The sequence below is a fragment of the Mesorhizobium sp. NZP2234 genome, from assembly GCF_013170765.1.
Lineage (GTDB): Bacteria > Pseudomonadota > Alphaproteobacteria > Rhizobiales > Rhizobiaceae > Mesorhizobium > Mesorhizobium loti_D.
In genome coordinates this window covers 5,182,505-5,203,274 of sequence record NZ_CP033364.1, presented here as the reverse complement: position 1 = coordinate 5,203,274, position 20,770 = coordinate 5,182,505, and the positions used below count along the sequence as shown (strand labels likewise).

At 61.6% G+C, this 20,770-nt stretch carries 21 protein-coding genes and 1 tRNA gene; 14 read left to right on the top strand and 8 right to left on the bottom strand.

Annotation, left to right across the window (positions count from 1 at the left end; translation table 11 throughout):
• Positions 1-72: 72 nt before the first annotated feature.
• Positions 73-147: transfer RNA gene (locus tag EB230_RS25695), tRNA-Gln, on the bottom strand.
• Positions 148-274: 127 nt separating this feature from the next.
• The gene (locus EB230_RS25690) at positions 275-619 is read right to left on the bottom strand and encodes a VOC family protein (RefSeq protein ID WP_056563877.1); all 345 of its coding nucleotides are present in this window, start codon (positions 617-619) and stop codon (positions 275-277) included.
• A 225-nt stretch (positions 620-844) separates the two neighbouring features.
• On the opposite strand from EB230_RS25690, the gene ppdK reads away from it, so the two are divergent.
• On the top strand, positions 845-3,523 hold the full coding sequence (ppdK, locus tag EB230_RS25685) for a pyruvate, phosphate dikinase (protein ID WP_172374179.1): 2,679 nt from the start codon (positions 845-847) through the stop codon (positions 3,521-3,523).
• Positions 3,524-3,654: 131 nt separating this feature from the next.
• On the opposite strand, the gene EB230_RS32745 is transcribed toward ppdK, so the two are convergent.
• Positions 3,655-3,813, bottom strand: coding sequence for a hypothetical protein (locus EB230_RS32745; RefSeq protein WP_246738846.1), 159 nt, complete (start codon positions 3,811-3,813; stop codon positions 3,655-3,657).
• A gap of 39 nt (positions 3,814-3,852) precedes the next feature.
• Between EB230_RS32745 and EB230_RS25680 the strand changes: the two genes are divergently transcribed.
• Both EB230_RS25680 and EB230_RS25675 read left to right on the top strand, forming a co-directional pair.
• Positions 3,853-4,746 carry a glycosyltransferase family 9 protein gene (locus EB230_RS25680; RefSeq protein WP_246738845.1) on the top strand — a complete coding sequence of 298 codons (894 nt, stop codon included), beginning with the start codon at positions 3,853-3,855 and terminating at the stop codon, positions 4,744-4,746.
• 206 nt (positions 4,747-4,952) lie between these two features.
• Positions 4,953-5,693 carry a polysaccharide deacetylase family protein gene (locus EB230_RS25675; protein WP_172374177.1) on the top strand — a complete coding sequence of 247 codons (741 nt, stop codon included), beginning with the start codon at positions 4,953-4,955 and terminating at the stop codon, positions 5,691-5,693.
• Between the two features lie 85 nt (positions 5,694-5,778).
• Here EB230_RS25675 and EB230_RS25670 read toward each other — a convergent pair whose 3' ends face one another.
• On the bottom strand, positions 5,779-6,168 hold the full coding sequence (locus EB230_RS25670) for a DUF427 domain-containing protein (protein ID WP_056563865.1): 390 nt from the start codon (positions 6,166-6,168) through the stop codon (positions 5,779-5,781).
• A 130-nt stretch (positions 6,169-6,298) separates the two neighbouring features.
• Positions 6,299-6,655 carry a hypothetical protein gene (locus tag EB230_RS25665; protein ID WP_172374176.1) on the bottom strand — a complete coding sequence of 119 codons (357 nt, stop codon included), beginning with the start codon at positions 6,653-6,655 and terminating at the stop codon, positions 6,299-6,301.
• A gap of 319 nt (positions 6,656-6,974) precedes the next feature.
• On the opposite strand from EB230_RS25665, the gene EB230_RS25660 reads away from it, so the two are divergent.
• Both EB230_RS25660 and EB230_RS25655 read left to right on the top strand, forming a co-directional pair.
• A complete protein-coding gene (locus EB230_RS25660; protein ID WP_172374175.1) occupies positions 6,975-8,603 on the top strand; it encodes a fatty-acid--CoA ligase in 1,629 nt (542 codons plus the stop codon).
• Positions 8,604-8,683: 80 nt separating this feature from the next.
• Positions 8,684-9,469: a DUF1499 domain-containing protein gene (locus EB230_RS25655; RefSeq protein WP_172374174.1), complete on the top strand. Its 786-nt coding sequence runs from the start codon at positions 8,684-8,686 to the stop codon at positions 9,467-9,469.
• Positions 9,470-9,519: 50 nt separating this feature from the next.
• Here the strand turns inward: EB230_RS25655 and EB230_RS25650 are convergent, their stop codons facing one another.
• Positions 9,520-10,428, bottom strand: coding sequence for an MBL fold metallo-hydrolase (locus EB230_RS25650; protein ID WP_172374173.1), 909 nt, complete (start codon positions 10,426-10,428; stop codon positions 9,520-9,522).
• Positions 10,429-10,542: 114 nt separating this feature from the next.
• Between EB230_RS25650 and EB230_RS25645 the strand changes: the two genes are divergently transcribed.
• The 6 genes from EB230_RS25645 to rfbD all read left to right on the top strand — a co-directional run bounded on the left by EB230_RS25645 (position 10,543) and on the right by rfbD (position 15,732).
• Positions 10,543-11,133 (top strand): biotin transporter BioY, encoded by a 591-nt coding sequence (locus tag EB230_RS25645; protein WP_172374172.1) that lies wholly within the window; start codon positions 10,543-10,545, stop codon positions 11,131-11,133.
• Positions 11,134-11,197: 64 nt separating this feature from the next.
• A complete protein-coding gene (locus EB230_RS25640) occupies positions 11,198-12,265 on the top strand; it encodes an NAD-dependent epimerase (protein ID WP_172374171.1) in 1,068 nt (355 codons plus the stop codon).
• A 50-nt stretch (positions 12,266-12,315) separates the two neighbouring features.
• Positions 12,316-13,197, top strand: coding sequence for a glucose-1-phosphate thymidylyltransferase RfbA (gene rfbA, locus EB230_RS25635; protein WP_056563842.1), 882 nt, complete (start codon positions 12,316-12,318; stop codon positions 13,195-13,197).
• A gap of 3 nt (positions 13,198-13,200) precedes the next feature.
• Positions 13,201-13,752, top strand: a complete 552-nt coding sequence (gene rfbC, locus EB230_RS25630; RefSeq protein WP_056563839.1) for a dTDP-4-dehydrorhamnose 3,5-epimerase — start codon at positions 13,201-13,203, stop codon at positions 13,750-13,752.
• A gap of 13 nt (positions 13,753-13,765) precedes the next feature.
• Positions 13,766-14,836 carry a dTDP-glucose 4,6-dehydratase gene (gene rfbB, locus EB230_RS25625; protein WP_056563835.1) on the top strand — a complete coding sequence of 357 codons (1,071 nt, stop codon included), beginning with the start codon at positions 13,766-13,768 and terminating at the stop codon, positions 14,834-14,836.
• A complete protein-coding gene (gene rfbD, locus EB230_RS25620; protein ID WP_056563831.1) occupies positions 14,833-15,732 on the top strand; it encodes a dTDP-4-dehydrorhamnose reductase in 900 nt (299 codons plus the stop codon). The genes rfbB and rfbD overlap by 4 nt, the downstream gene beginning before the upstream one ends.
• A gap of 57 nt (positions 15,733-15,789) precedes the next feature.
• On the opposite strand, the gene EB230_RS25615 is transcribed toward rfbD, so the two are convergent.
• Positions 15,790-16,908, bottom strand: a complete 1,119-nt coding sequence (locus EB230_RS25615) for a glycosyltransferase family 4 protein (RefSeq protein WP_056563827.1) — start codon at positions 16,906-16,908, stop codon at positions 15,790-15,792.
• Entirely contained in the window at positions 16,905-18,029 is a 1,125-nt protein-coding gene (locus EB230_RS25610) for a glycosyltransferase family 1 protein (protein ID WP_056563825.1), read from the bottom strand. The genes EB230_RS25615 and EB230_RS25610 overlap by 4 nt, the downstream gene beginning before the upstream one ends.
• A gap of 312 nt (positions 18,030-18,341) precedes the next feature.
• Between EB230_RS25610 and EB230_RS25605 the strand changes: the two genes are divergently transcribed.
• The 3 genes from EB230_RS25605 to EB230_RS25595 are packed head-to-tail and all read left to right on the top strand — an operon-like array spanning position 18,342 to position 20,452.
• On the top strand, positions 18,342-19,376 hold the full coding sequence (locus EB230_RS25605) for a glycosyltransferase family 2 protein (protein ID WP_246738844.1): 1,035 nt from the start codon (positions 18,342-18,344) through the stop codon (positions 19,374-19,376).
• A 28-nt stretch (positions 19,377-19,404) separates the two neighbouring features.
• On the top strand, positions 19,405-20,091 hold the full coding sequence (locus tag EB230_RS25600; RefSeq protein ID WP_172374169.1) for a class I SAM-dependent methyltransferase: 687 nt from the start codon (positions 19,405-19,407) through the stop codon (positions 20,089-20,091).
• Complete coding sequence (locus EB230_RS25595) at positions 20,084-20,452, top strand: EamA family transporter (RefSeq protein WP_056563818.1); 369 nt, start codon at positions 20,084-20,086, stop codon at positions 20,450-20,452. Before EB230_RS25600 ends, EB230_RS25595 begins: the two co-directional genes overlap by 8 nt.
• Positions 20,453-20,770 lie beyond the last annotated feature (318 nt).

The following is a 20,770-nucleotide window of genomic DNA, read 5'->3' as shown; positions in this document are numbered from 1 at the left end:
TCATCCGCTGGCTGTAACGCTTGGCATTCACCAATATTCGCTAGGTGATTGAAAAATCAGGAAAAATAGATATGGCTGGGGCGCCAGGATTCGAACCTGGGAATGTCGGTACCAAAAACCGATGCCTTACCACTTGGCGACGCCCCAATAGCCGTCAGAGTCGCTTGTGCGGCGCGTTATTAGCAGAGCAGCCGAAAAGCACAATGCTTATGAGCGACCGCGAGAACACTCGGCTGGCCCGCGGGGCGTTGCCGCCGGACGGTCCTTGAACAGGCTATTGGGACCACACTGCGAGCTCATTGCCGGCCGGATCGACGAAATGGAAGCGCCGGCCGCCGGGAAATGCGAAGATCGGCTTGACGATCGTGCCGCCGGCGCTTTCGACGGCGCCAAGCGTTTCCTCGAGGTCGTCGCTGTAGAGCACGGGCAGCGGCTTGGCCGGTGCTTCCGCCGCATCGGCCTGGAAACCGCCATCCAGGCCCTCCGCGAAGGCCGAATAGGTGGGGCCATAGTCGGTGAACGACCAGGCAAAGGCGGAACTGTAGAAAGCCTTCAGCCGATCCAGCGTGCCGCCCGTCGCCGGCATTTCCAGATAGTCGAGTTTTCCAGTCAGTTTCATGGGGCACCTATTTGTTCCCTTTATGTTCTAGCGGTCGAGCCGTGAGGTGGCAAGTCTTTTTGCCGCATGTCCGGGCCGGGCTTTTTCTTAATCGATTGTAGCGGCGGAACGGCTTTTCCGGTGCTTGCCTTTCGCACTGCAGCATCATATCGCTCCAAAGTCGGACCAGGGCGGAACTTTCCGTTTCGCCAATCTTTCCAATCTCCTGCAACCGGAGAGCAAAGCATGACCAAATGGGTTTTCACCTTTGGCGATGGTGCGGCGGAAGGCCGTGCCGGCGACAAGAATCTGCTGGGCGGCAAGGGTGCCAACCTTGCCGAGATGTGCAGCCTGGGTCTGCCGGTGCCGCCGGGCTTCACCATCACCACCGAGGTCTGCAATGCCTTTTACGCCAATGGTCGCGCCTATCCGGCGGGGTTGGAAGCCGATGTCGCGATCGCGCTCGATCACATTGGCCGGCTGACCGGCCGCCAGTTCGGCGATCCGTCGAAGCTTCTGCTCGTGTCTGTACGTTCCGGGGCTCGCGCGTCGATGCCGGGCATGATGGACACGGTGCTCAATCTCGGCCTCAACGACGAAACCGTCGAGGCGTTGGCGACGGATTCCGGTGATGCGCGCTTTGCCTATGACAGCTACCGCCGCTTCATCCAGATGTATTCCGATGTCGTCATGGGCCTCGATCACGAGGTGTTCGAGGAGATCCTGGAAGACCAGAAGGCCAGCCTCGGCCATGAACTCGACACCGAGCTGACCGCCATCGAATGGCAAGGCGTGATCGCGCTCTACAAGGCCAAGGTCGAGGAAGAGCTCGGCAGGCCGTTCCCGCAGGATCCGCAAGAACAGCTCTGGGGTGCCATCGGCGCCGTGTTCTCGAGCTGGATGAACAACCGCGCCATCACCTACCGGCGTCTGCATGACATCCCCGAAAGCTGGGGCACGGCGGTCAACGTGCAAGCCATGGTGTTCGGCAATATGGGCGAGACCTCGGCCACCGGCGTCGCCTTCACCCGCAATCCGTCGACCGGCGAAAAGCAGCTCTATGGCGAGTTCCTGGTGAACGCGCAGGGCGAGGATGTCGTCGCCGGTATCCGCACGCCGCAGAACATCACCGAGGCGGCTCGCATTGCCGCCGGCTCCGACAAGCCGTCGCTGCAGAAGCTGATGCCCGACGCCTTCCAGTCCTTCGTCACCATCTCCGACAGCCTGGAAAAGCATTACCGCGACATGCAGGATCTCGAATTCACCATCGAGCGCGGCAAATTGTGGATGCTGCAGACCCGCTCCGGCAAGCGCACCGCGAAGGCGGCGCTGAAGATCGCGGTCGAGATGGCCAGGGATGGCCTTATCTCGAAGGAGGAGGCTGTCGCCCGCATCGATCCGGGCTCGCTCGACCAGTTGCTGCATCCGACCATCGATCCGAAAGCCGCGCGTGACGTCATCGGCGTCGGTCTGCCTGCCTCGCCGGGTGCCGCCACCGGCGAGATCGTCTTTTCCTCCGGCGATGCCGAGGATCTGAAGACGCAAGGCCGCAAGGCGATCCTGGTGCGCATCGAGACCAGCCCCGAGGACATCCACGGCATGCATGCGGCGGAAGGCATCCTGACCACGCGCGGCGGCATGACCAGCCATGCCGCCGTTGTCGCGCGCGGCATGGGCAAGCCTTGCGTGTCGGGCGCCGGCTCGCTGCGCGTCGACTACAAGGCGGGCACGCTGATCTCGATGGGGCAGACCTTCCGCAAAGGCGACATCATCACAATCGATGGCGGCAATGGTCAGGTGCTGAAGGGCGCGGTTGCCATGCTGCAGCCGGAACTGTCGGGCGATTTCGCCGCCATCATGGAATGGGCGGACGCCGTGCGCCGCATGAAGGTGCGCACCAACGCCGAAACGCCGCTCGATGCCCGCATGGCGCGCTCTTTCGGCGCCGAAGGCATCGGGCTTTGCCGTACGGAACACATGTTCTTCGACGGCGACCGCATCGTCGCCATGCGCGAGATGATCCTGGCCGACACCGAGAAGGACCGGCGCGCCGCCCTGGCCAAGCTTCTGCCCATGCAGCGCTCGGATTTCCTGGAACTTTTCGAGATCATGGCGGGCCTGCCAGTGACGATCCGCCTGCTCGATCCGCCGCTGCATGAATTCCTGCCCAAGACCGAGGCCGAAATCGCCGAGGTCGCCGCCGTCATGAATATATCGGCCGACAAGCTCAGGCAGCGCACCGAGGCCCTGCACGAATTCAACCCCATGCTTGGCCATCGCGGCTGTCGGCTGGCCGTCTCCTATCCGGAAATCGCGGAGATGCAGGCCCGCGCCATTTTCGAGGCCGCCGTCGAGGCCGGCAAGAAGGCGGGCGCGCTGGTTGTGCCCGAGATCATGGTGCCGCTGGTCGGCCTGGTGAAGGAACTCGACTATGTGAAGGCGCGCATCGATGCGGTCGCCAAGAGCGTCATGGACGAGACCGGCGTCAAGATCAACTATCTGACTGGAACCATGATCGAACTGCCGCGTGCGGCGATCCGTGCCCATGTGATCGCCGAGTCGGCCGAGTTCTTTTCCTTCGGCACCAACGACCTTACCCAGACCACCTTCGGCATCTCGCGCGACGATGCGGCCTCGTTCCTGGAGACTTATCGCCAGAAGGGCATCATCGAGCAGGATCCGTTCGTCTCCCTCGACATCGACGGTGTCGGCGAACTGGTGCGCATGGCCGCGCAAAAGGGCAGGGCGACACGGCCGGAGATCAAGCTCGGCATCTGCGGCGAACATGGCGGCGATCCCTCGTCGATCCGTTTCTGCGAGGAGGTCGGTCTCGACTATGTGTCGTGCTCGCCCTATCGCGTGCCGATCGCCAGGCTGGCGGCCGCGCAGGCAGCGGTGCAGGTAGCAAGGACGGGGCGCGGATGAGCCGATCAAAGCTTACGGTTTTGTATGAAAACTCACGCGAACGTGCTGAAGGCATTGCGTAATCTCGACATTGTTCCTGCCCAATTTGCGGACGGCCCGCCAATTGTCCCGGGAATCAAATGTTGCAGATATCACCCGCGCCGTTCCGCTCGATCCTGGTCATTCAAACGAAGTTCATAGGCGACATCGTCCTCGCCTCGACGCTCGCCAGGAACCTGCAACTCGAATTCCCCGGCGCCAGGATCGTGTTCCTCTGCGAAGCGCATTTCGAAAGCTTCGTGGTCGCGCATGGTATCGCCTCGGAAGTGGTCACGTTCAGGCGATCCCGCATGCGCGGCACCGCGCTGGAGCGTGGAAAAGAGCTCTATGCGATGGTGCGGGCCCTACGCGGCTTCCGCTTTGATCTGACGATCGACCTGACCGATTCAAAGACCTCGCGCATCATCAGCGGGTTCGTCAACGCCAAGACCCGCGTCGGCTACAATCCTCCCGAACGGCCTCTGAAGCTGCTGGAGCGGCAACCAGCCAACGTGTTTGCCAAGCCGTTCGGATTTGGCGGCCAGCATTTTGTCTACCGCTATCTTTCGCCCATTGAAGCGCTCGGCCTCGACCTGCGCGTGACGGTGCCGAGCATTCAGCCTCTGCCGTTCGAGACCCTGAAAGCCTTGGCGCTTCTGGGCAAGCATGGTCTCAACCCACACGGTTTCGTCGCGGTGCACGCGGGAGCAAGTTTCAAGGGCCGGCAATGGCAGCCCGAACGCTTTGCCGAGGCGATCGACGAAATTGCAACCGGCACCGGATTGGGCTTCGTGTTGGTCGGAGGGCCCGAGGAGCAGGGGACAGCCGCGCGGATCATCGCCAGGACGGCCACGCCGGTCGTCGACCTTGTCGGGACGCTGTCGCTGAACACCTTGCTGGCTGTGCTGAAGCAGGCGCGGCTGTTTCTCGGCAACGAGAGCGGCCCGATGCATATCGCGGCGGCCGCGGGCATACCCGTTGTCGGCCTGTTCGGTCTGACGAACCCGTCGCGCTGGGGCCCTCTCGGCGTGCCCAGCATCGCGCTTCGGCCACCGATGCCGTGCGACTGCGTGGCCAAGGGCTTGTGCCGCCGGACCGACCCCCGCAAGGCATGCTGCGTCTGGCGCCTGAAGGTGAGGCCTGTCGTCGAGGCGGCGCGCGAGATCTTGGCGCGCACCGAGATGAAGCGCGAGCGCGCTGTCTGAACTGCTGTCGCCCGATGGATCGTTCGCAAGCCGGGCGGTCAAATTGCCGCGCCAGGCATTTTTCTGCTACCCATCGTCCCGATTTCCGCCTTCATGCGGGTCTTGGGATAGCGGCTTGAAATCGCTCCATGGGAAATGCTCCAAAACAAAGGGCTGGTTGCCGCTTGCGTGAAACGGTGACCTGCTCCAGTCGGGAATTCGGTTCGATGCGTCTGCTGCAAAGACATCTCTGCATGATCGCCATGTCGCTGGCGGCGCTATCCAGTGCCCAAGCCGCGCCGCTCGTCGAGCCCACGCTGCACATCAAGCCCGCGGCAAGCGGGGCGGGCCATGTCGCGCTCACGCTCGATGCCTGCGGTGGACAGACCGACACACGCATTCTCTCGGCGCTGGTGGAAAACAAGATACCTGCCACCATCTTTGTCACCGGCATCTGGCTGAAGCGCAACGCCGCGGCCGTCGAGATCATGCGGGCGCATCGCGACCTTTTCGAATTGGAAAATCACGGCGGGCGCCATATTCCGGCGGTCGACACGCCGCGGAAGATCTATGGCATACGCAGCGCCGGCAGCCCGGATGCTGTGCTGGCCGAGGTCGAGTCGGGGGCCGCGGCGCTTGCCAGGACAGGTGAGCCCGCGCCGAAATGGTTCCGCGGCGCAACCGCCGAATACAGCCCCTCGGCGATCGCGATGATCCGCAAGCTCGGTTTCAAGATCGCCGGCTTTTCGATCAACGGCGACGGCGGCTCGCTGCTGGGCGCCAAGGAGACCGCCAAGCGCATCGCCGCCGCCAAGGACGGCGACGTCATCATCGCCCATATCAACCAGCCCACCCATGCCGCCGGCGAGGGCGTGGTGCAAGGCCTGCTGGCACTCAAGGACAAAGGCATGACCTTCGTGCGCCTGGACGATGCCGACGGTACCGGCAATCACGGCACCACCGACTGAGGGTGCGTGGATATTCAGGTGAGGCCGGCCTGTTTCGACTCGACCTGAATCTCAACGCACCCCAATGCCCTCGAGTTCGAAGCGTTCAGCCCGGCTTGGCTTCGATGCTGACCTTGCTGGCGTAGAACGCACCGTGGTCGCGGATTTCGGTCATTTCGTCAAAGGGCCGCTCGTAAGCCCACATCGCATTCTGACCGGTTTCGCCGGCAGGCAGCACGCTCCAATAACTGGCATCGCCCTTGTAGGGGCAATGGGTCGAGTGTTCGGTAGCGCTCAGCTTGCCGAAATCGATGTCGGCGAACGGAATGTAGAAGGCGGCGGGGTAGGGAGCCTCCGTCAGCACCTTGGCCTTCGTGGACGACGCGATGACCGTACCGCCGGCGCGCACCGTAACGGTGCCGACATAGGGCTCGATGGTGATGATCTTGTCGGGATTGCGCTGGAAGCCGGGTGCCGGGTTGGCGATCTTGTCCATGCTGTTTCTCCTTGCCTGGCTCCCTAAGGTGTGGCGGGCACAGCCGTTGCGCAAGGTCCAGTTGCATCACGAAAACAGGCGCACCAATCGCCGCGGCGTGGCGCTTCGCGCTTTCGGTATCCGCCGCGGCTCAGGCGGCGGTCTTGAATGCGTCCATCAATCCGGCATAGGCGGCTGCGATGCCCGCCACCGGGTTGCTGCTTCTCGAAACGGTTTCGACTTTCAGCGAGCCACCGACGGTTGGCAAGGTGAGCAGCAGGAACTGGCGGTTGCCGCCGTCGCCGACTGATGCCGCCGCGACGTGCTGGCCTTCGCCTTCGTTCTGGACGCACATCTTGAACAGCAGCGTACCGCCGACCGCTTCGAGCGCGCCGCCGACAACTTCAACAAATTCGTCTTCGGAAACACTCTTCTCGTCCGGCACCAGATCGGCCAGGCTTTCCGCAAGTGTGCTCTCAAGGGCCTTGTCGTCGAGCTGCGCGTCCATGCGAACCTCTTTCAGTCGCCAATCGCCCCTTGCCCGTTAACGAAACTTAACGCCGACGATGGCCGGATTGTGGCGGATTTCAAGTCATTTCGCCGGATAAGGCACTGCCGCCACCGCGATGATTTTGACCCTCCTGCCATCCCGGTGGCACGAGTGCCAGGAGACGGAAGTCCAAAACATGTCAAGATTCAACCGCTTGCCGTTGCGGCACGGGCGCTGAAATTCGTTCGCCGCGCAAGCGGGTGACTGGACAATCCGCCGGTTCGCTTCACAATGGTTCGAGGCTACGACGCAAAATGCGCGAGGGAGGAGGAACGGGATGCTGGGGCTGATGCAGGAATGGCCGCTGCTGTGCCACAAGCTTATCGACAACGCCGAACGGCAGCATGGAGTGCGCGAGATCGTGTCGCGCTCGGTCGAGGGACCGATCGTGCGCACCACTTATGCCGACATCCATCGTCGTTCCCTCAAGGTCGCCCAGAGGCTGGAGCGGGACGGCTATGGGTTGGGCGACCGCATCGCCACGCTGGCCTGGAACACGGCGCGCCATATCGAGGCCTGGTACGGCATCATGGGCGTCGGCGCGATCTATCATACACTCAACCCGCGCCTGTTTCCCGAGCAGATCGTCTGGATCATGAACCACGCCGAGGACAAGGCCGTCTTCGTCGACCTCACCTTCATACCGCTGCTCGAGAAGATCGCCGGTGCCGTCAAATCGCTGAAAAAGGTGATTGTGCTGACCGACAGGGAGCACATGCCGCAAACGACCCTGCCCAACGCCGTCGCCTATGAGGACTGGCTTGACGAGGTCGATGGCGATTTCGCCTGGAGGACCTTCGACGAAGGCACCGCCGCCGGCATGTGCTACACGTCGGGCACGACAGGCGATCCCAAGGGCGTCGTCTACAGCCATCGTTCGAACGTGCTGCACGCCATGATCGCCGCCATGCCCGACGCGATGGGCCTGTCGTCACGCGACACCATCCTGCCCGTGGTGCCGATGTTCCATGCCAACGCCTGGGGCCTTGGCCAGAGCGCACCGATGATCGGCGCCAAGCTGGTCATGCCCGGCTGCAGGATGGACGGCGCCTCGATCTATGAATTGCTCGAAACCGAGAAGGTAACCTTCAGTGCCGCCGTGCCGACCGTCTGGATGATGCTGCTGCAATATCTGGAGGAGACCGGCAAGAAGCTGCCCTATCTGAACAAGGTCGTCATCGGCGGCTCGTCATGTCCGCGTGCGATCATGACGAAGTTCGAGGACAATTACGACGTCCAGGTCATCCATGCCTGGGGCATGACCGAGATGTCGCCGCTCGGCACTCTGTGCACCTTGAAGCCGGAATATGCGGCCCTGGAGAGGGAGGCCCGGCTCGACGTCAAGCAGAAACAGGGTTACCCGCCCTTCGGCGTCGAAATGAAGGTGACCGATGACGAGAACAATGCGCAACCCTGGGATGGCAAGACCTTTGGTCGGCTGAAGGTGCGTGGACCGGCCGTTGCCCGCGCCTACTACGGTGGCGCCGGTGCCGAGCAGTTCGATGAGGAGGGCTGGTTCGACACCGGAGACGTCGCTCACATCGACGCCGGCGGCTACATGCAGATCACCGATCGAGCCAAGGACGTCATCAAGTCCGGCGGCGAGTGGATTTCGACCATCGATCTCGAGAATCTGGCGGTCGGCCATCCAGACGTGGCGGAGGCGGCGGCAATCGGCGTACATCATTCGAAATGGGGCGAGCGGCCCTTGCTGGTCGTGGTCGCCAAGCCGGGCAAGGAGCCGAGCAAGGCTGACATTCTCGGCTTCATGAACGGCAAGGTGGCCAAGTGGTGGATGCCGGACGATGTCGCTTTCGTCGGCGAGATACCCCATACCGCCACCGGCAAGATCCAGAAGATCACCTTGCGCCAGCAGTTCAGGGACTACCGCCTGCCGACGGATTGAGGGGATGTTGCTTGTTTCGGCTTCAAGCCGACGCGAAAAGGCACTAAACCTCCGTCCGGGTTGGGGCAGCGCAGAGAACAATGGTAAGCATTCCCGAACGGCGAACCTCGAAGGCTGCCGGCTGGTCGCGGCGCACGGCCGCATTTTCAGCGGTGCTTCTGCTGACCAATTTTGTCGGCCACCGCTTCGATCTCGTCGAAACGCCGGTGTTCCTGTGGGTGCTGGGCATCGTCGCGCTGCTCGCCGCGCTGGCGCTGTTGTTCGCCGCCTTCGCCTTTTCGAGACTATGGAAATTTGGTGATCGTGGCGGCCGTGACCTGACCGTCGGCGCCTTGCTGGCCCTGCTGGTGCTCGTTCCCTACGGCGTTGCCGCCTATTGGGCGACGATCTATCCGCCGCTCAGGGACATCTCGACCGATTTCGATGATCCGCCCGCGCTCGATGTCAGCGACCGGACAAAGGACATGAACGTGCTCTCGCCGTCGACGCCGGGCGAACAGCGGCTGCAGACCGATAGCTATCCGCTGGTCACCGCGCGCAGCTATGACCTGCCATTCGAGACCATCGTCAATGCCGTCGAGACCGTGCTCGACCGGCGCGGCTGGGATCTTTCCGAACCCTATCCCGACCTTGCCGGGCAAAGCGACGTGACCATTACCGCTGTCGCCAAGAGTTTCGTGCTCGGCCTTCCCGCCGATGTGGCGATCCGCGTGACGGATGATGGCGATACGGTGATCGTCGACATGCGGTCGGCCTCGCGTTACGGCCGCTACGACCTTGGCGACAATGCCGCGCGCATCACTGATTTCCTGGCGGAGTTGGACCAGGAAGTCGCCGGCCAGGTCGGAGCAGCTTCGGCCGAGTAGACTCTCCGCCGATCCCATGCCTGCTGGGAGGGTATGCCCCCAGGATAGGCCTATCGGACCGGCGTGAAAATGCCGTCGATGGCGGGAGCCGCGTCCGTCGACACCATACCGCGGGCCACCAGATCCTCGAGATGGGCAAGCACCGACAGTCCGGCGGCACCATGCAGCCGGGGATCTGTATCCCGGTAGATCGCCTTGACCATGTCGGGAACCCTCCGGTCGCCGGCTCTGACCCGCTCCAGAATGGCCCGTTCGCGCATCTTGCGATGCGTCTTCAATCCGCGCATGAAAGCGCGCGGCGCCGTTACCGGCCCGCCATGGCCTGGCAGCAGCATGCGGTCGTCGCGCTCGATCAGTCTGTCCAGCGATGCCATGTAGTCGGCCATCGCTCCGTCCGGCGGCGCGACGATGGACGTCGCCCACGCCATGACATGATCGGCCGAAAACAGGATGCCGGTTCCTTCCAGCGCGAATGCTGCGTGATTGGCGGTGTGGCCGGGGGTTAGAACCGTGCGGATCGCCCAGCCGTCGCCGGCGACCAACGTGCCGTCCGGCAGGGCGGTGTCGGGAACAAAAGCGGTGTCGGCGCTGGCGTCGAGCGCGTTGGTCTCGCCGACATGCAGTGGCCTTGCCGGCCGGTGAGGCCCCTCCGCCACCACCAGGGCACCGGTGCGATGCTTCAGCCGGGCCGCCAGCGGGGAATGGTCGCGATGCGTGTGGCTGACGAAGACATGGCTGACCGGCCTGCCGGCGATCACGTCGAGCAAGGTCTGAAGATGGGCGTCGTCATCGGGCCCGGGGTCGATCACCGCCAGCGTGTCGCGACCGACGACGTAGCTGTTGGTGCCATGAAAAGTGAAGGGGCTGGGATTTCGGACCGTGACGCGCAGCACGTCCGGTGCCACGCTCACGCCCTGGCCGTAATGGGGATCGAAGCTGGTATCGAATTTGAGAGCCATATCGGCGCATTGTTCCCGGAACGGCAAAACCGATTGCCGCATAGCACGCAAGCCAATATAGGAAAACGCCAGACCGCGATTATCGGATCGCGACAGATCGGATTGGGGAAGACCATGGCAACTGCAACGACGATGCGCCCGCTTGTTTCTCTGGCCTTGCCGCAGGATGGCGCGGCGCGACTGGCAACACAGCTTTTCCTGGCGATCGCCGGAACGCTGCTGCTGACCCTGTCGGCCAAGACCAAGGTTGTGCTGGGCCCCGTCGACATCTCGATGCAGACGCTCGCCGTCTTGCTGATCGCCGCCGCCTTCGGCATGCGTCTCGGCGTCGCCACGCTGCTGCTCTACATGGCGGAAGGCGCCATGGGCTTCCCGGTTTTCCAGGGCACGCCGGAGAAGGGCATCGGCATCGCCTACATGCTTGGCTCGACCGGCGGCTACCTCGCTGGCTTCGTGGTCATGGCGGCGATCGTCGGCTGGGCCGCGGATCGCGGTTGGGATCGCCACCCGATCAAGCTTTTCAACGCAATGCTGGTCGCCGAAGTCGTCATGATGGCGATGGGCTTCGCCTGGCTGGCGCTGCTCATCGGTCCGGAAAAATCCTGGCAGTTCGGCGTCGTGCCGTTCATCGTCGGCGACCTGATCAAGGTTGCACTGGCGGCAAGCCTTGTGCCGGCCGTCTGGTCGCAGCTGAAGCGCTCCTGAGGTCTTCAGGAAGCTTGGCGTGCCATAGACGTCAGGGGTCCATTCCCGAGGACGGGTGCTTCTGATGAAGGTTCTGGTCACCGGCGTCGCCGGGTTCATAGGCTATCATGTCGCCAAGCGGCTCCTCGAGCGCGGCGACGAGGTTGTCGGTATCGACAGCATCAACGAGTACTACGATCCGGCGATCAAGCAGGCGCGGCTGCGGCTGCTTGCCGAAGCAAGCCGAAGCACCAATGCCGGCTATCATTTCATCCACGGCAATCTTGCCGACAGGGGCATCGTGGACGGCTGCTTTGCCGACCACGCCTTTGACCGGGTGATCCACCTCGCCGCGCAGGCCGGGGTCCGCTACAGCCTTGAAAACCCGCGCGCCTATGTCGAAAGCAACATCGTCGCCTTCACCAACATGCTGGAGGCCTGCCGCGGCAGCGGCATGGCGCACCTGACCTACGCCAGCACCTCGAGCGTTTACGGCGCCAACACCGACATGCCGTTTTCCGAGCATCGCCCCGCTGACCATCCGCTGCAGTTCTACGCCGCGACCAAGCGCGCCAACGAGTTGATGGCGCACAGCTACAGCCATCTGTTCGGGCTGCCGACCACCGGGCTGCGTTTCTTCACCGTATACGGCCCCTGGGGGCGTCCCGACATGGCGCTTTTCCTCTTCACCAGGAGCATCCTGGCCGGCGAGCCGATCAAGCTGTTCAACAATGGCAACCACACACGCGATTTCACCTATGTCGATGACATCGCCGAAGGTGTGATCAGAAGCAGTGACAGCCCAGCCACAGGCAACCCTGCCTGGGATTCCGGCCATCCGGACCCGGCAACGAGCAGCGCCCCGTGGCGTATCTTCAACATCGGCAACAATAACCCGGTGAGGCTGACCGCCTATGTCGAGGCGCTGGAAAACGCGCTTGGCCGCAAGGCCATTATCGAGCTCTTGCCGCTGCAGGCTGGGGACCTGCTCGATACCTTCGCCGACATCTCCGCATTGCAGGAGGCGGTCGGATATCGCCCCGGTACCTCCGTGTCGGAAGGGGTAGGGCGATTCGTCGAGTGGTATCTGGCGTATTTTGGTAACGACTCTGCGGTAAAAGCCGGCGCTGGCAGCAGCTTTTTCAGGGTGTAGTATGGCTCCCACTGCCGCCGAGGGGATTTGGGCATGTCAGGGAGAGCTTCTTGAAAGGAATTATCCTTGCGGGAGGTAGTGGAACACGCCTTTATCCGCTGACATTGGCAGTCTCCAAACAAATTCTTCCGGTATACGACAAGCCGATGATCTATTATCCGCTAAGCGTGCTGATGCTCGCGGATATCAGGGAGATTCTGGTTATTTCGACGCCGCGGGACCTACCCGTTTTTCGTGATCTACTCGGCGACGGATCGGAGTTCGGGCTGGATATTTCCTATGCAGAGCAGCCGCACCCCAATGGCCTTGCGGAAGCTTTCATCATCGGCCGCGAGTTCATCGGCAAGGACAGTGTGTCGATGATCCTGGGCGACAATATCTATTTTGGCGATGGGCTGTCGCAGCTTTGCCGCACCGCCGCTTCGCGCGACACGGGCGCTTCGGTTTTCGCCTACCGCGTGGATGATCCTGAACGGTATGGCGTCGTGTCCTTCGACAAGGTCACCGGAACCGCGCTTACGATCGAGGAAAAGCCGCAGAAGCCGAAATCCAACTGGGCTGTTACAGGGCTCTATTTCTACGACAACTCTGTTGTCGACATCGCCTCGTCCATTCGACCTTCGGCGCGCGGCGAACTGGAGATCACGGCGGTCAACAACGCCTATCTCGATCGCGGCCTGCTGCATGTGCATCGATTGGGGCGCGGCTATGCCTGGCTCGACACGGGGACCCATGACAGTCTGAACGACGCGTCTTCCTTCGTGCGCACGATCGAACATCGACAGGGCATCAAGGTCGCGTGCCCCGAGGAGATCGCCTTCGAGCAGGGTTGGCTGACGGCAGAGCAAGTGCTGCAGCGCGCGACACGGTTGGGAAAAAATGAATACGCCGCCTATCTGCGCCGGCGTGTCGCCGATCTGTCGGAGGGCTAGGCGTTGGAGATCAGGTCCCTCGGCATTGAAGGCGTGCTGGAAATCGTTCCAAAGCGGCACGGCGATGCGCGCGGTTTCTTCATGGAAACCTACAATGCCGAGCGGTTTGCGCAGGCTGGAATAAATTTGCTTTTCGTGCAGGACAACCATTCTTATTCGGCCGAGGCAGGTGTCCTGCGCGGGCTCCATTACCAGCTTGCGCCCCGGGCGCAGGACAAGTTGCTGCGTGTTGTGCGCGGCCGGATTCTGGACGTTTGTGTCGACATTCGCCGCAGTTCGAAGACCTTTGGGAAATGGACCGGCCACGAGATTTCGGCTGAAAAGGGCAACCAGATTCTGGTGCCCAAGGGCTTTGCCCACGGCTTCCTGACCCTGGTGCCCGACACCGAGGTCCTCTACAAGGTGACCGACACCTACTCGCCCGAGCACGACCGGTCTATCCGCTTCGACGATCCCGCGATCGGCATCGAATGGCCTTCGGTGGCCGGCGGGTTCCAGCTCTCGGACAAGGACGGCAAGGCGCCGATGCTCGCCGACACCGAGGTGTTTGCCTGATGAGGACAGCAGCATGAATTTTCTGGTGACAGGCGGGGCCGGCTTCATCGGCTCGGCGGTGTGCCGTCATCTGTGCGCCAATCCGGCCTACCGCGTGACCAATCTCGACAAGCTGACCTATGCCGGAAACCTGGCCTCGCTGCGGCCGATCGAGAGCGCGCATAATTATCGCTTCGCCCATGGCGATATCGGCGATGAGAGGACAGTGCTCGATCTGCTGCGCCGTGACGATATCGACATCGTCATGAACCTCGCCGCCGAGAGCCATGTCGACCGCTCGATCGACGGGCCGGGCGCCTTCATCGAGACCAACATTGTCGGCACCTACCGGATCCTCAATGCGGCGCTCGAATATTGGCGTGGCCTTGCCGATGACAGGAAGGGCCGCTTCCGCTTCCACCATGTCTCGACCGACGAGGTGTTCGGCGATCTGCCATTCGACGGCGGCATGTTCGTCGAGGAGACGCCTTACGCCCCGTCCTCGCCCTATTCGGCTTCGAAGGCGGCGTCGGACCATCTGGTGCGCGCCTGGCACGAGACCTACGGCCTGCCGGTCGTGCTCTCCAACTGTTCGAACAATTACGGCCCCTATCATTTTCCCGAGAAGCTGATCCCGCTGGTCATCCTCAACGCGCTCGACGAAAAGCCGCTGCCGGTCTATGGCGCCGGCGCCAATGTGCGCGACTGGCTGTTCGTCGAGGATCACGCGCGGGCCCTGGAACTCATCGCCACGAGAGGGCATCCGGGCGAGAGCTACAATGTCGGCGGCAATTCGGAGCGCACGAACCTCGCCGTCGTCGAGACGATCTGCGACCTGCTCGACACCAGGCGTCCCCGGACCGGCGGCAGGCGCTATCGCGAGCTGATTTCCTTCGTCACCGATCGCCCCGGCCATGATCGCCGCTACGCCATCGATGCCTCCAAGATCGCCCGTGAACTCGGCTGGGCGCCGACCGAGAATTTCGACAGCGGCCTGGCCAGAACCGTGGATTGGTTCCTCGACAACAAATGGTGGTGGGGGCCTATCCGCGAGCAGCGCTACGCCGGAGAAAGACTGGGCGAAGCGCGCAAGGGTGGCGCGTGAGGCTCGTCGTCACCGGACGCGAAGGCCAGGTCGCGGCAAGCCTGCTGGAGGCAGGCCAAGGAAAGGCCGGCATGGAGGTCGTCGCCATCGGCCGCCCGGAACTCGACCTGGAAAGACCCGAGACCATCATCGACGCCATTGCGGCCGAGAAGCCGGATATCGTGGTGTCGGCCGCCGCCTACACGGCGGTGGATCAGGCCGAGGACGAGCCCGACCTCGCCTTTGCGATCAACGCGACCGGCGCCGGCAAGGTGGCTGAAGCGGCTGCTCGGCTCGGCGCTCCCGTCATCCATCTTTCGACCGATTATGTCTTCGACGGCAGCGCTTCTCACGCCTATGTCGAGACCGACGCGACGGCGCCCCTCGGCGTCTACGGCGCCTCCAAGCTCGCCGGGGAACTGGCCGTGGCCGCCGCCGGCCCGCGCCACCTGATCCTGCGCACCGCATGGGTCTACAGCCCGTTCGGCAGGAATTTCGTGAAAACCATGCTGCGGCTGGCCGCCGACCGCGACGAGATTTCGGTGGTGGCCGATCAATGGGGAAATCCTACCTGCGCGCTCGATATGGCCGACGCCATCCTGCATGCGGCCACGGTGCTGCATGGCGACAAGAACGCCGGCGCGTTCGGAACCTATCATCTGGCCGGCACCGGCGAGACCAACTGGAGCGGCTTTGCCCGTCACATACTGGACACCAGCCGAGCGTGCGGCGGTGCTTGGGCGCAAGTGCGCGACATTGCCAGCAAGGACTATCCGACCAAGGCGCGGCGCCCCGCCAATTCGCGGCTGTCGAGCGCGAAGTTCGCTGATGTATTCGGATGGAGCGCGCCTGACTGGCGGCAGTCGACGGAGGCGGTGGTCCGCCGGCTCCAAGGCGGGCAGGCCCCGGCAGGATGACCAAGCGTCCTTGAGGGCGCCTCGCTGAGTTTCACAAGCCGTGCCTTTCCGCGGCCCTCAACGTCGACGGCTGTCGAGTTGGTGATAGAGATCGGCGTACGCCTTTCCCATCCGGTCTGATGTAAAGAGGCTGGCATAGCGATCTCGGGCGGCTCGCCCCCACGTCGCTGCTTCATCAGGCGAGCCGACGAGCCGGTTGATCGCTTCGGCAAGCCGTGCTGGATCTGAAGGCGGAACGACCAGCCCGGTTTCGCCGGCCTTGTTCACATAACTGGTTCCCGTTCCGATCTCGCATGAAATCATCGGCTTGCCGCACATTGCCGCCTCGACCAGCGATAGCCCATAGGCTTCCGACCTCTGGTTCGAAGGAAAAACGAAGCCGAGGCAGCCGTGGAGGAGCGCCATTTTGTGCGGTTCCGAAACTTCGCCCAGGAAAACCACATTGTCGCGCCGCAACGTCCTGGCCTGCAGCTTGAGCTGCTGCTCGATCGGCCCCGAGCCGGCGATGACGATCTTGCATCGGACCCTGTCCGCGGCCTCGATCAGAACATCAAGTCCCTTGTAGTAGCGCAGAACGCCGACGAACAGGACGAAGGGCTCCGCCACCGCCGACCGGCGCCAGATGGTGTCGGATTCGGTCGGCGCGGGGTAAGCGGTTTCGTCGATGCCGATGGGAATGATCGTCGATTTGGCCTTGAAGGCTTTGAGAACAGGGCTCGATCCCAGATAGTCCGGGGATGTCGCAACGATCGTGTCCACGTCCTTCAGGAAACGCAGCATCAGCGGTCGATAGAAAGGCAGTATCAGCCTCTGTTTGACGATGTCGGAATGATAGGTGACGATGGCCGGTTTGCCGTGTCGGGAATGAAAATGCACCATATCCATCAGCGGCCATGGAAAATGGTAGTGCAGCAGGTCGGCTTTCCCGGCGAGTTCCGCGAATTTCCGAAAAACCGCGCGCGAGAATCCGGTCGAGGCGAGTTCGAAATCGAGCTTGGCCTTGTGGGCCATATGGCCGTCAAACCATTGGGTGTTCTCGGCCGGAGTGGGGCTCAATGACAGCACGTCCGTTTCGATGCCATGGCTCGCGGTGCTCTGGGCAATGGCCTGTATCGTGCGCTCCACCCCGCCGAATGAATCCGGCCAGTAGGTCTTGAAGAAGTGCAGGACTTTCAAACGCGGGTCTTCCGTCTTTGCTTGATGGCTTGTTCAAAAATCCGCAGCATGCTCTTGGCGTGGTTTTCCCAGGTGAAGCGTTCGGCATTCCTTTTCGCGCCCGCGGCGATGCCGTTTCGGAATTCCGCATCGACGCACAACCGGTGGAATGCGGCGGCGATCGCCACGGGATCGTTCGGGTCGACGAGGACGGCATTGTCGCCCGCCACTTCAGGCATGGATGACGTGTTCGAGGTCAGCGCCGGCTTGCCGAAAGACTGTGCCTCGACGATCGGAAAACCGAACCCCTCGTAGAGAGATGGCATCGCCAGGAACAGGCAATTCGCATAAAGCGTGGCAAGCGTCATGTCGTCGACGAATCCGGTAAACTTGATATTCGCCTCCAGCCCGCCGGCGCGCACCTTATCGGCAAGGCCCGTCTGTTTCCACCCCGTGCCGCCGACGATGACCAGATCGCAGCCGGACCGGATGCCGGCCGGCAGCAAGCCGTAGGCCTTTATCAGATTGCCGAGGTTCTTCCTGGGTTCGACCGTGCCGACAAAGAGCGCATAGGGCTTGCCGATGCCGAGCGGCCGCAGGCTCGAAATATCGCCAGGGGGCGGCAGGGCGACCGTGCCGGGATGAACCGTGCTGACCGGCGATTTCAGCCAGGGGAATTCGGCCGTCAAGGCGGTGGCCGTGGCTGTCGAATCGGCAACCACGGCATCGGCGGTCCGCAGCGCGGGCTTCATCAGCAGGCGGTCGCCAACCCAGGTCCGGGTCCGCATGGTCCGCGCGGCGTGCAACCAGACGAGGTCGTGGATAGTGACCACCCGAGCGATGTCGCCGCCGAGAGCAAAGGGCAGACGGTGCGATGGTCCCCAGAACACCTCCACGCGGTCGCGCCGGGCCAAGGAGGGCAACACGGCCTGGCCCCAGAACGTGCGGGCGACGGGTCCCTTGAAGTCGGCGATCCGCACGCGAACGCCAGGCGGAAGATCGTAATCCGGATTGATCCTGCCAGGGGCATAGACAACAACATCGACGCCCAGAGCCGCCAATGCCTTCACGGCATTGTGGACGAACCGGCCGATCCCGTCGGTAGCCGATCCGAGATTCCTGCCATCGATCCCGATCCTCAAGCGTGTCTCCGGAAATGAACTGGGCAAGGGATTCCGGACATTCTTACGATGGCGGCAGGACGGGTGTGTGGAAGCGTGGTCGCTTCGACCGCGCATTGCGAACCACCTGTAGCATACATCCAGCTGAATCGGTAACCTCAGGGCTGGCCGTCATGCAGCGAAAGCCGCTCCACGGCATGAGGCACGGTAGCGTCGAAGCTTTATGCGTCGTCGGCAAGCCGATAGACTTCGGTTGCTCTGGAGATAAAGCTAAGCTAAAGCCCTCGGCGCAACTGGAAGACTATGCCACATGGCCCACCAGAATGGCTGCGGGTGAGCTTTTTGCCCTCACAACAAAAGCCTGGCATCGCTGTCGTCATCCCGAGCTATCGGGTGCGCAATCATATTCTCGCCGTTCTCGGCCAGATCGGCTCTGAAGTCACCGCCATTTATGTCGTCGACGACGCCTGTCCGGAGGACACTGGCCGTTTCGTCAAGGAACATGTCACGGATCCCCGTGTGAACGTGCTGTGGAACGACGAAAATCTCGGCGTCGGTGGGGCGACTCTCGCGGGGATGAAGCAGGCTGCCGCCGACGGCGCCGATGTGATCGTGAAGATCGACGGCGACGGCCAGATGGACCCGGCTCTCATTCCGAGCTTCGTCGGCGTCATTCTCATCGGTGAGGCGGACTATGCGAAGGGCAACCGCTTTTTCGATCCGGAAGGGGTGGCTTCCATGCCTTTAGGCAGGCTGATCGGTAATGCGGGCCTTTCCTTCCTCGCCAAGATGTCGACCGGATATTGGCACAGTTTCGATCCGACAAACGGGTTCTTCGCAATCCACGCCAGCCTGGTCGGTCTTCTGCCGCTGGAAAAGATATCGAGGCGGTTTTTCTTCGAATCGGATCTGCTTTTCCGCCTGAACGTCCTTACCGCGCGCGTCGTCGACGTGCCCATGCACTCACACTACGCCGACGAGGTAAGCAACATGAAGCCGCATCGCGAAATTCCGCGATTTGCGCTCGCGCATCTGAGGAATTTCGGCAAGCGTATCTTTTACAACTACTTCATCCGCAATTTCAGCATCGCGTCGTTGGAGCTTGTGTTGGGATTGGCGCTTTTGCTGTTTGGCGTTGTGTACGGCCTTTCGAAATGGGGCACATCCGTGCCGGCCACCGCCGGCACCGTGATGATTGCAGCGCTGCCGATCATCGTTGCGACCCAGCTCCTGCTTGCTTTCATCAACTACGATATCCAGTCGGTTCCGCGGTCGACACTGCACTTGCGGCTGAAGACCTCGTTGTTGCCGCGAAAGGCCCTGGTGCATCAGGGAGCAGTGAATAGTAAAGCAAAGAAACGTAACTGATGTAAAATTAATTGGGCGACGAGTCGAAATGAAAAAGTATACTCCTCTTCCAGATTACGAAGAGATGGTCAAAAGATGGCTGTCGAATTACGATACATCCAACTATCAAGGCGGATTGTCGGCTTATGTTTTACGAGAGACGCACTCGTTGATCGAGAAGCCATTTAACAGCGACGTCCACCTCTCTCAAATATTGGAGGTGGGAGCGGGTACTCTCGCCCATCTGCCGTTTGTGCGTCACAGCTTTGATCGGTACATCGCATCAGATTTCGACGATACTGTCCTGAAATCCGTTTCTGGGCGAAAACTGCCGCATGGCGTTGAGCTTATGAAACTAGATGGTGCCGCTCTGCCGTTCGAGAGCGACAGTTTCGACCGGCTCATAGCGACCCATGTGTTGGAACATGTGCCTTTCCCGCATATTGCGATCGAGGAGTGGGTGAGGGTGTTGAAACCAGGGGGGGTACTCTCGGTTTTGCTGCCATGCGATCCGGGGTGGGCATGGAGAATAGGGCGCGCATTTGGGCCTAGGAAGCAGGCGGAACGAGCGGGTCTGCCCTATGATTATTACATGGCCCGCGAACACATAAACAGTATATTTAATCTGAGTGAGATATTGAATTTTCATTTTCCCGAGCGTCAAATAACCTGGTGGCCATCGAGGATCCCTGTTCCTGATGTAAACCTGATTTACGCTGGAAATTTCTATGTTTAATATAAATTATATTCTGATTTCATCATCTGTTTTGGTTATAGCTTTCGGGCAGGTAATATTCAAGTTTGCCGCTAGGAATTTCAAAATAGGCGCAGGGGGTGGTTGGTGGAGTGTGGCCCAGCAGAATGTGACGCCCATAGCACTCATACTTCTAGCCCTATTTCTATACTTTTTATCCACTATCGCGTGGGTGCAGGCGCTCAGAACCGTTCCGCTTTCGGTAGCCTTTATGTTCAACGCGCTGGCCTTCGTGATCGTCCCATGCGCAGGTTTCTTCTTGTTTGGTGAAAGCGTTCCCAAATACTTTTATCTGGGTATGCCGCTCATTCTCTTGGGGATTTTTCTGATTTCGCGGCCCTGATGTCTCCAATTGGCTAACCCTCATGCCGCGTGGGATGCACCTTGTCTTCCTCGGAATATCCATCCGGGTCGTGGAATCGATAGTCGGCTGTTCGCCCATTCCGCGGGTTACCGCCGTGGAAGGCCCTGCGCTGGTCGGGCTAGCCGATCCTCTATTTCGCGATGCTCGGTCAGTGACAGCCTGCTCAACACCGTCGTAGCGCCACCACGGCCTTACATGCTACAGCACCGGCCAATCCAATTTGGCGCCTTCTTTGTATGTATGCCGTTCGTAGAGGAGCCTGCTATGATAGGCAGCCATCTTGTGGCGAGTGATCCC

Excerpts from the sequence above, each read along its gene's own strand:
- EB230_RS25690 (WP_056563877.1), bottom strand. The coding sequence starts at position 619 with ATGAAACTGACTGGAAAACTCGACTATCTGGAAATGCCGGCGACGGGC.
- ppdK (WP_172374179.1), top strand. The coding sequence starts at position 845 with ATGACCAAATGGGTTTTCACCTTTGGCGATGGTGCGGCGGAAGGCCGT.
- EB230_RS32745 (WP_246738846.1), bottom strand. The coding sequence starts at position 3,813 with ATGCGCGACCACGAAGCTTTCGAAATGCGCTTCGCAGAGGAACACGAT.
- EB230_RS25680 (WP_246738845.1), top strand. The coding sequence starts at position 3,853 with ATGCGCGGCACCGCGCTGGAGCGTGGAAAAGAGCTCTATGCGATGGTG.
- EB230_RS25675 (WP_172374177.1), top strand. The coding sequence starts at position 4,953 with ATGCGTCTGCTGCAAAGACATCTCTGCATGATCGCCATGTCGCTGGCG.
- EB230_RS25670 (WP_056563865.1), bottom strand. The coding sequence starts at position 6,168 with ATGGACAAGATCGCCAACCCGGCACCCGGCTTCCAGCGCAATCCCGAC.
- EB230_RS25665 (WP_172374176.1), bottom strand. The coding sequence starts at position 6,655 with ATGGACGCGCAGCTCGACGACAAGGCCCTTGAGAGCACACTTGCGGAA.
- EB230_RS25660 (WP_172374175.1), top strand. The coding sequence starts at position 6,975 with ATGCTGGGGCTGATGCAGGAATGGCCGCTGCTGTGCCACAAGCTTATC.
- EB230_RS25655 (WP_172374174.1), top strand. The coding sequence starts at position 8,684 with ATGGTAAGCATTCCCGAACGGCGAACCTCGAAGGCTGCCGGCTGGTCG.
- EB230_RS25650 (WP_172374173.1), bottom strand. The coding sequence starts at position 10,428 with ATGGCTCTCAAATTCGATACCAGCTTCGATCCCCATTACGGCCAGGGC.
- EB230_RS25645 (WP_172374172.1), top strand. The coding sequence starts at position 10,543 with ATGGCAACTGCAACGACGATGCGCCCGCTTGTTTCTCTGGCCTTGCCG.
- EB230_RS25640 (WP_172374171.1), top strand. The coding sequence starts at position 11,198 with ATGAAGGTTCTGGTCACCGGCGTCGCCGGGTTCATAGGCTATCATGTC.
- rfbB (WP_056563835.1), top strand. The coding sequence starts at position 13,766 with ATGAATTTTCTGGTGACAGGCGGGGCCGGCTTCATCGGCTCGGCGGTG.
- EB230_RS25600 (WP_172374169.1), top strand. The coding sequence starts at position 19,405 with ATGAAAAAGTATACTCCTCTTCCAGATTACGAAGAGATGGTCAAAAGA.
- EB230_RS25595 (WP_056563818.1), top strand. The coding sequence starts at position 20,084 with ATGTTTAATATAAATTATATTCTGATTTCATCATCTGTTTTGGTTATA.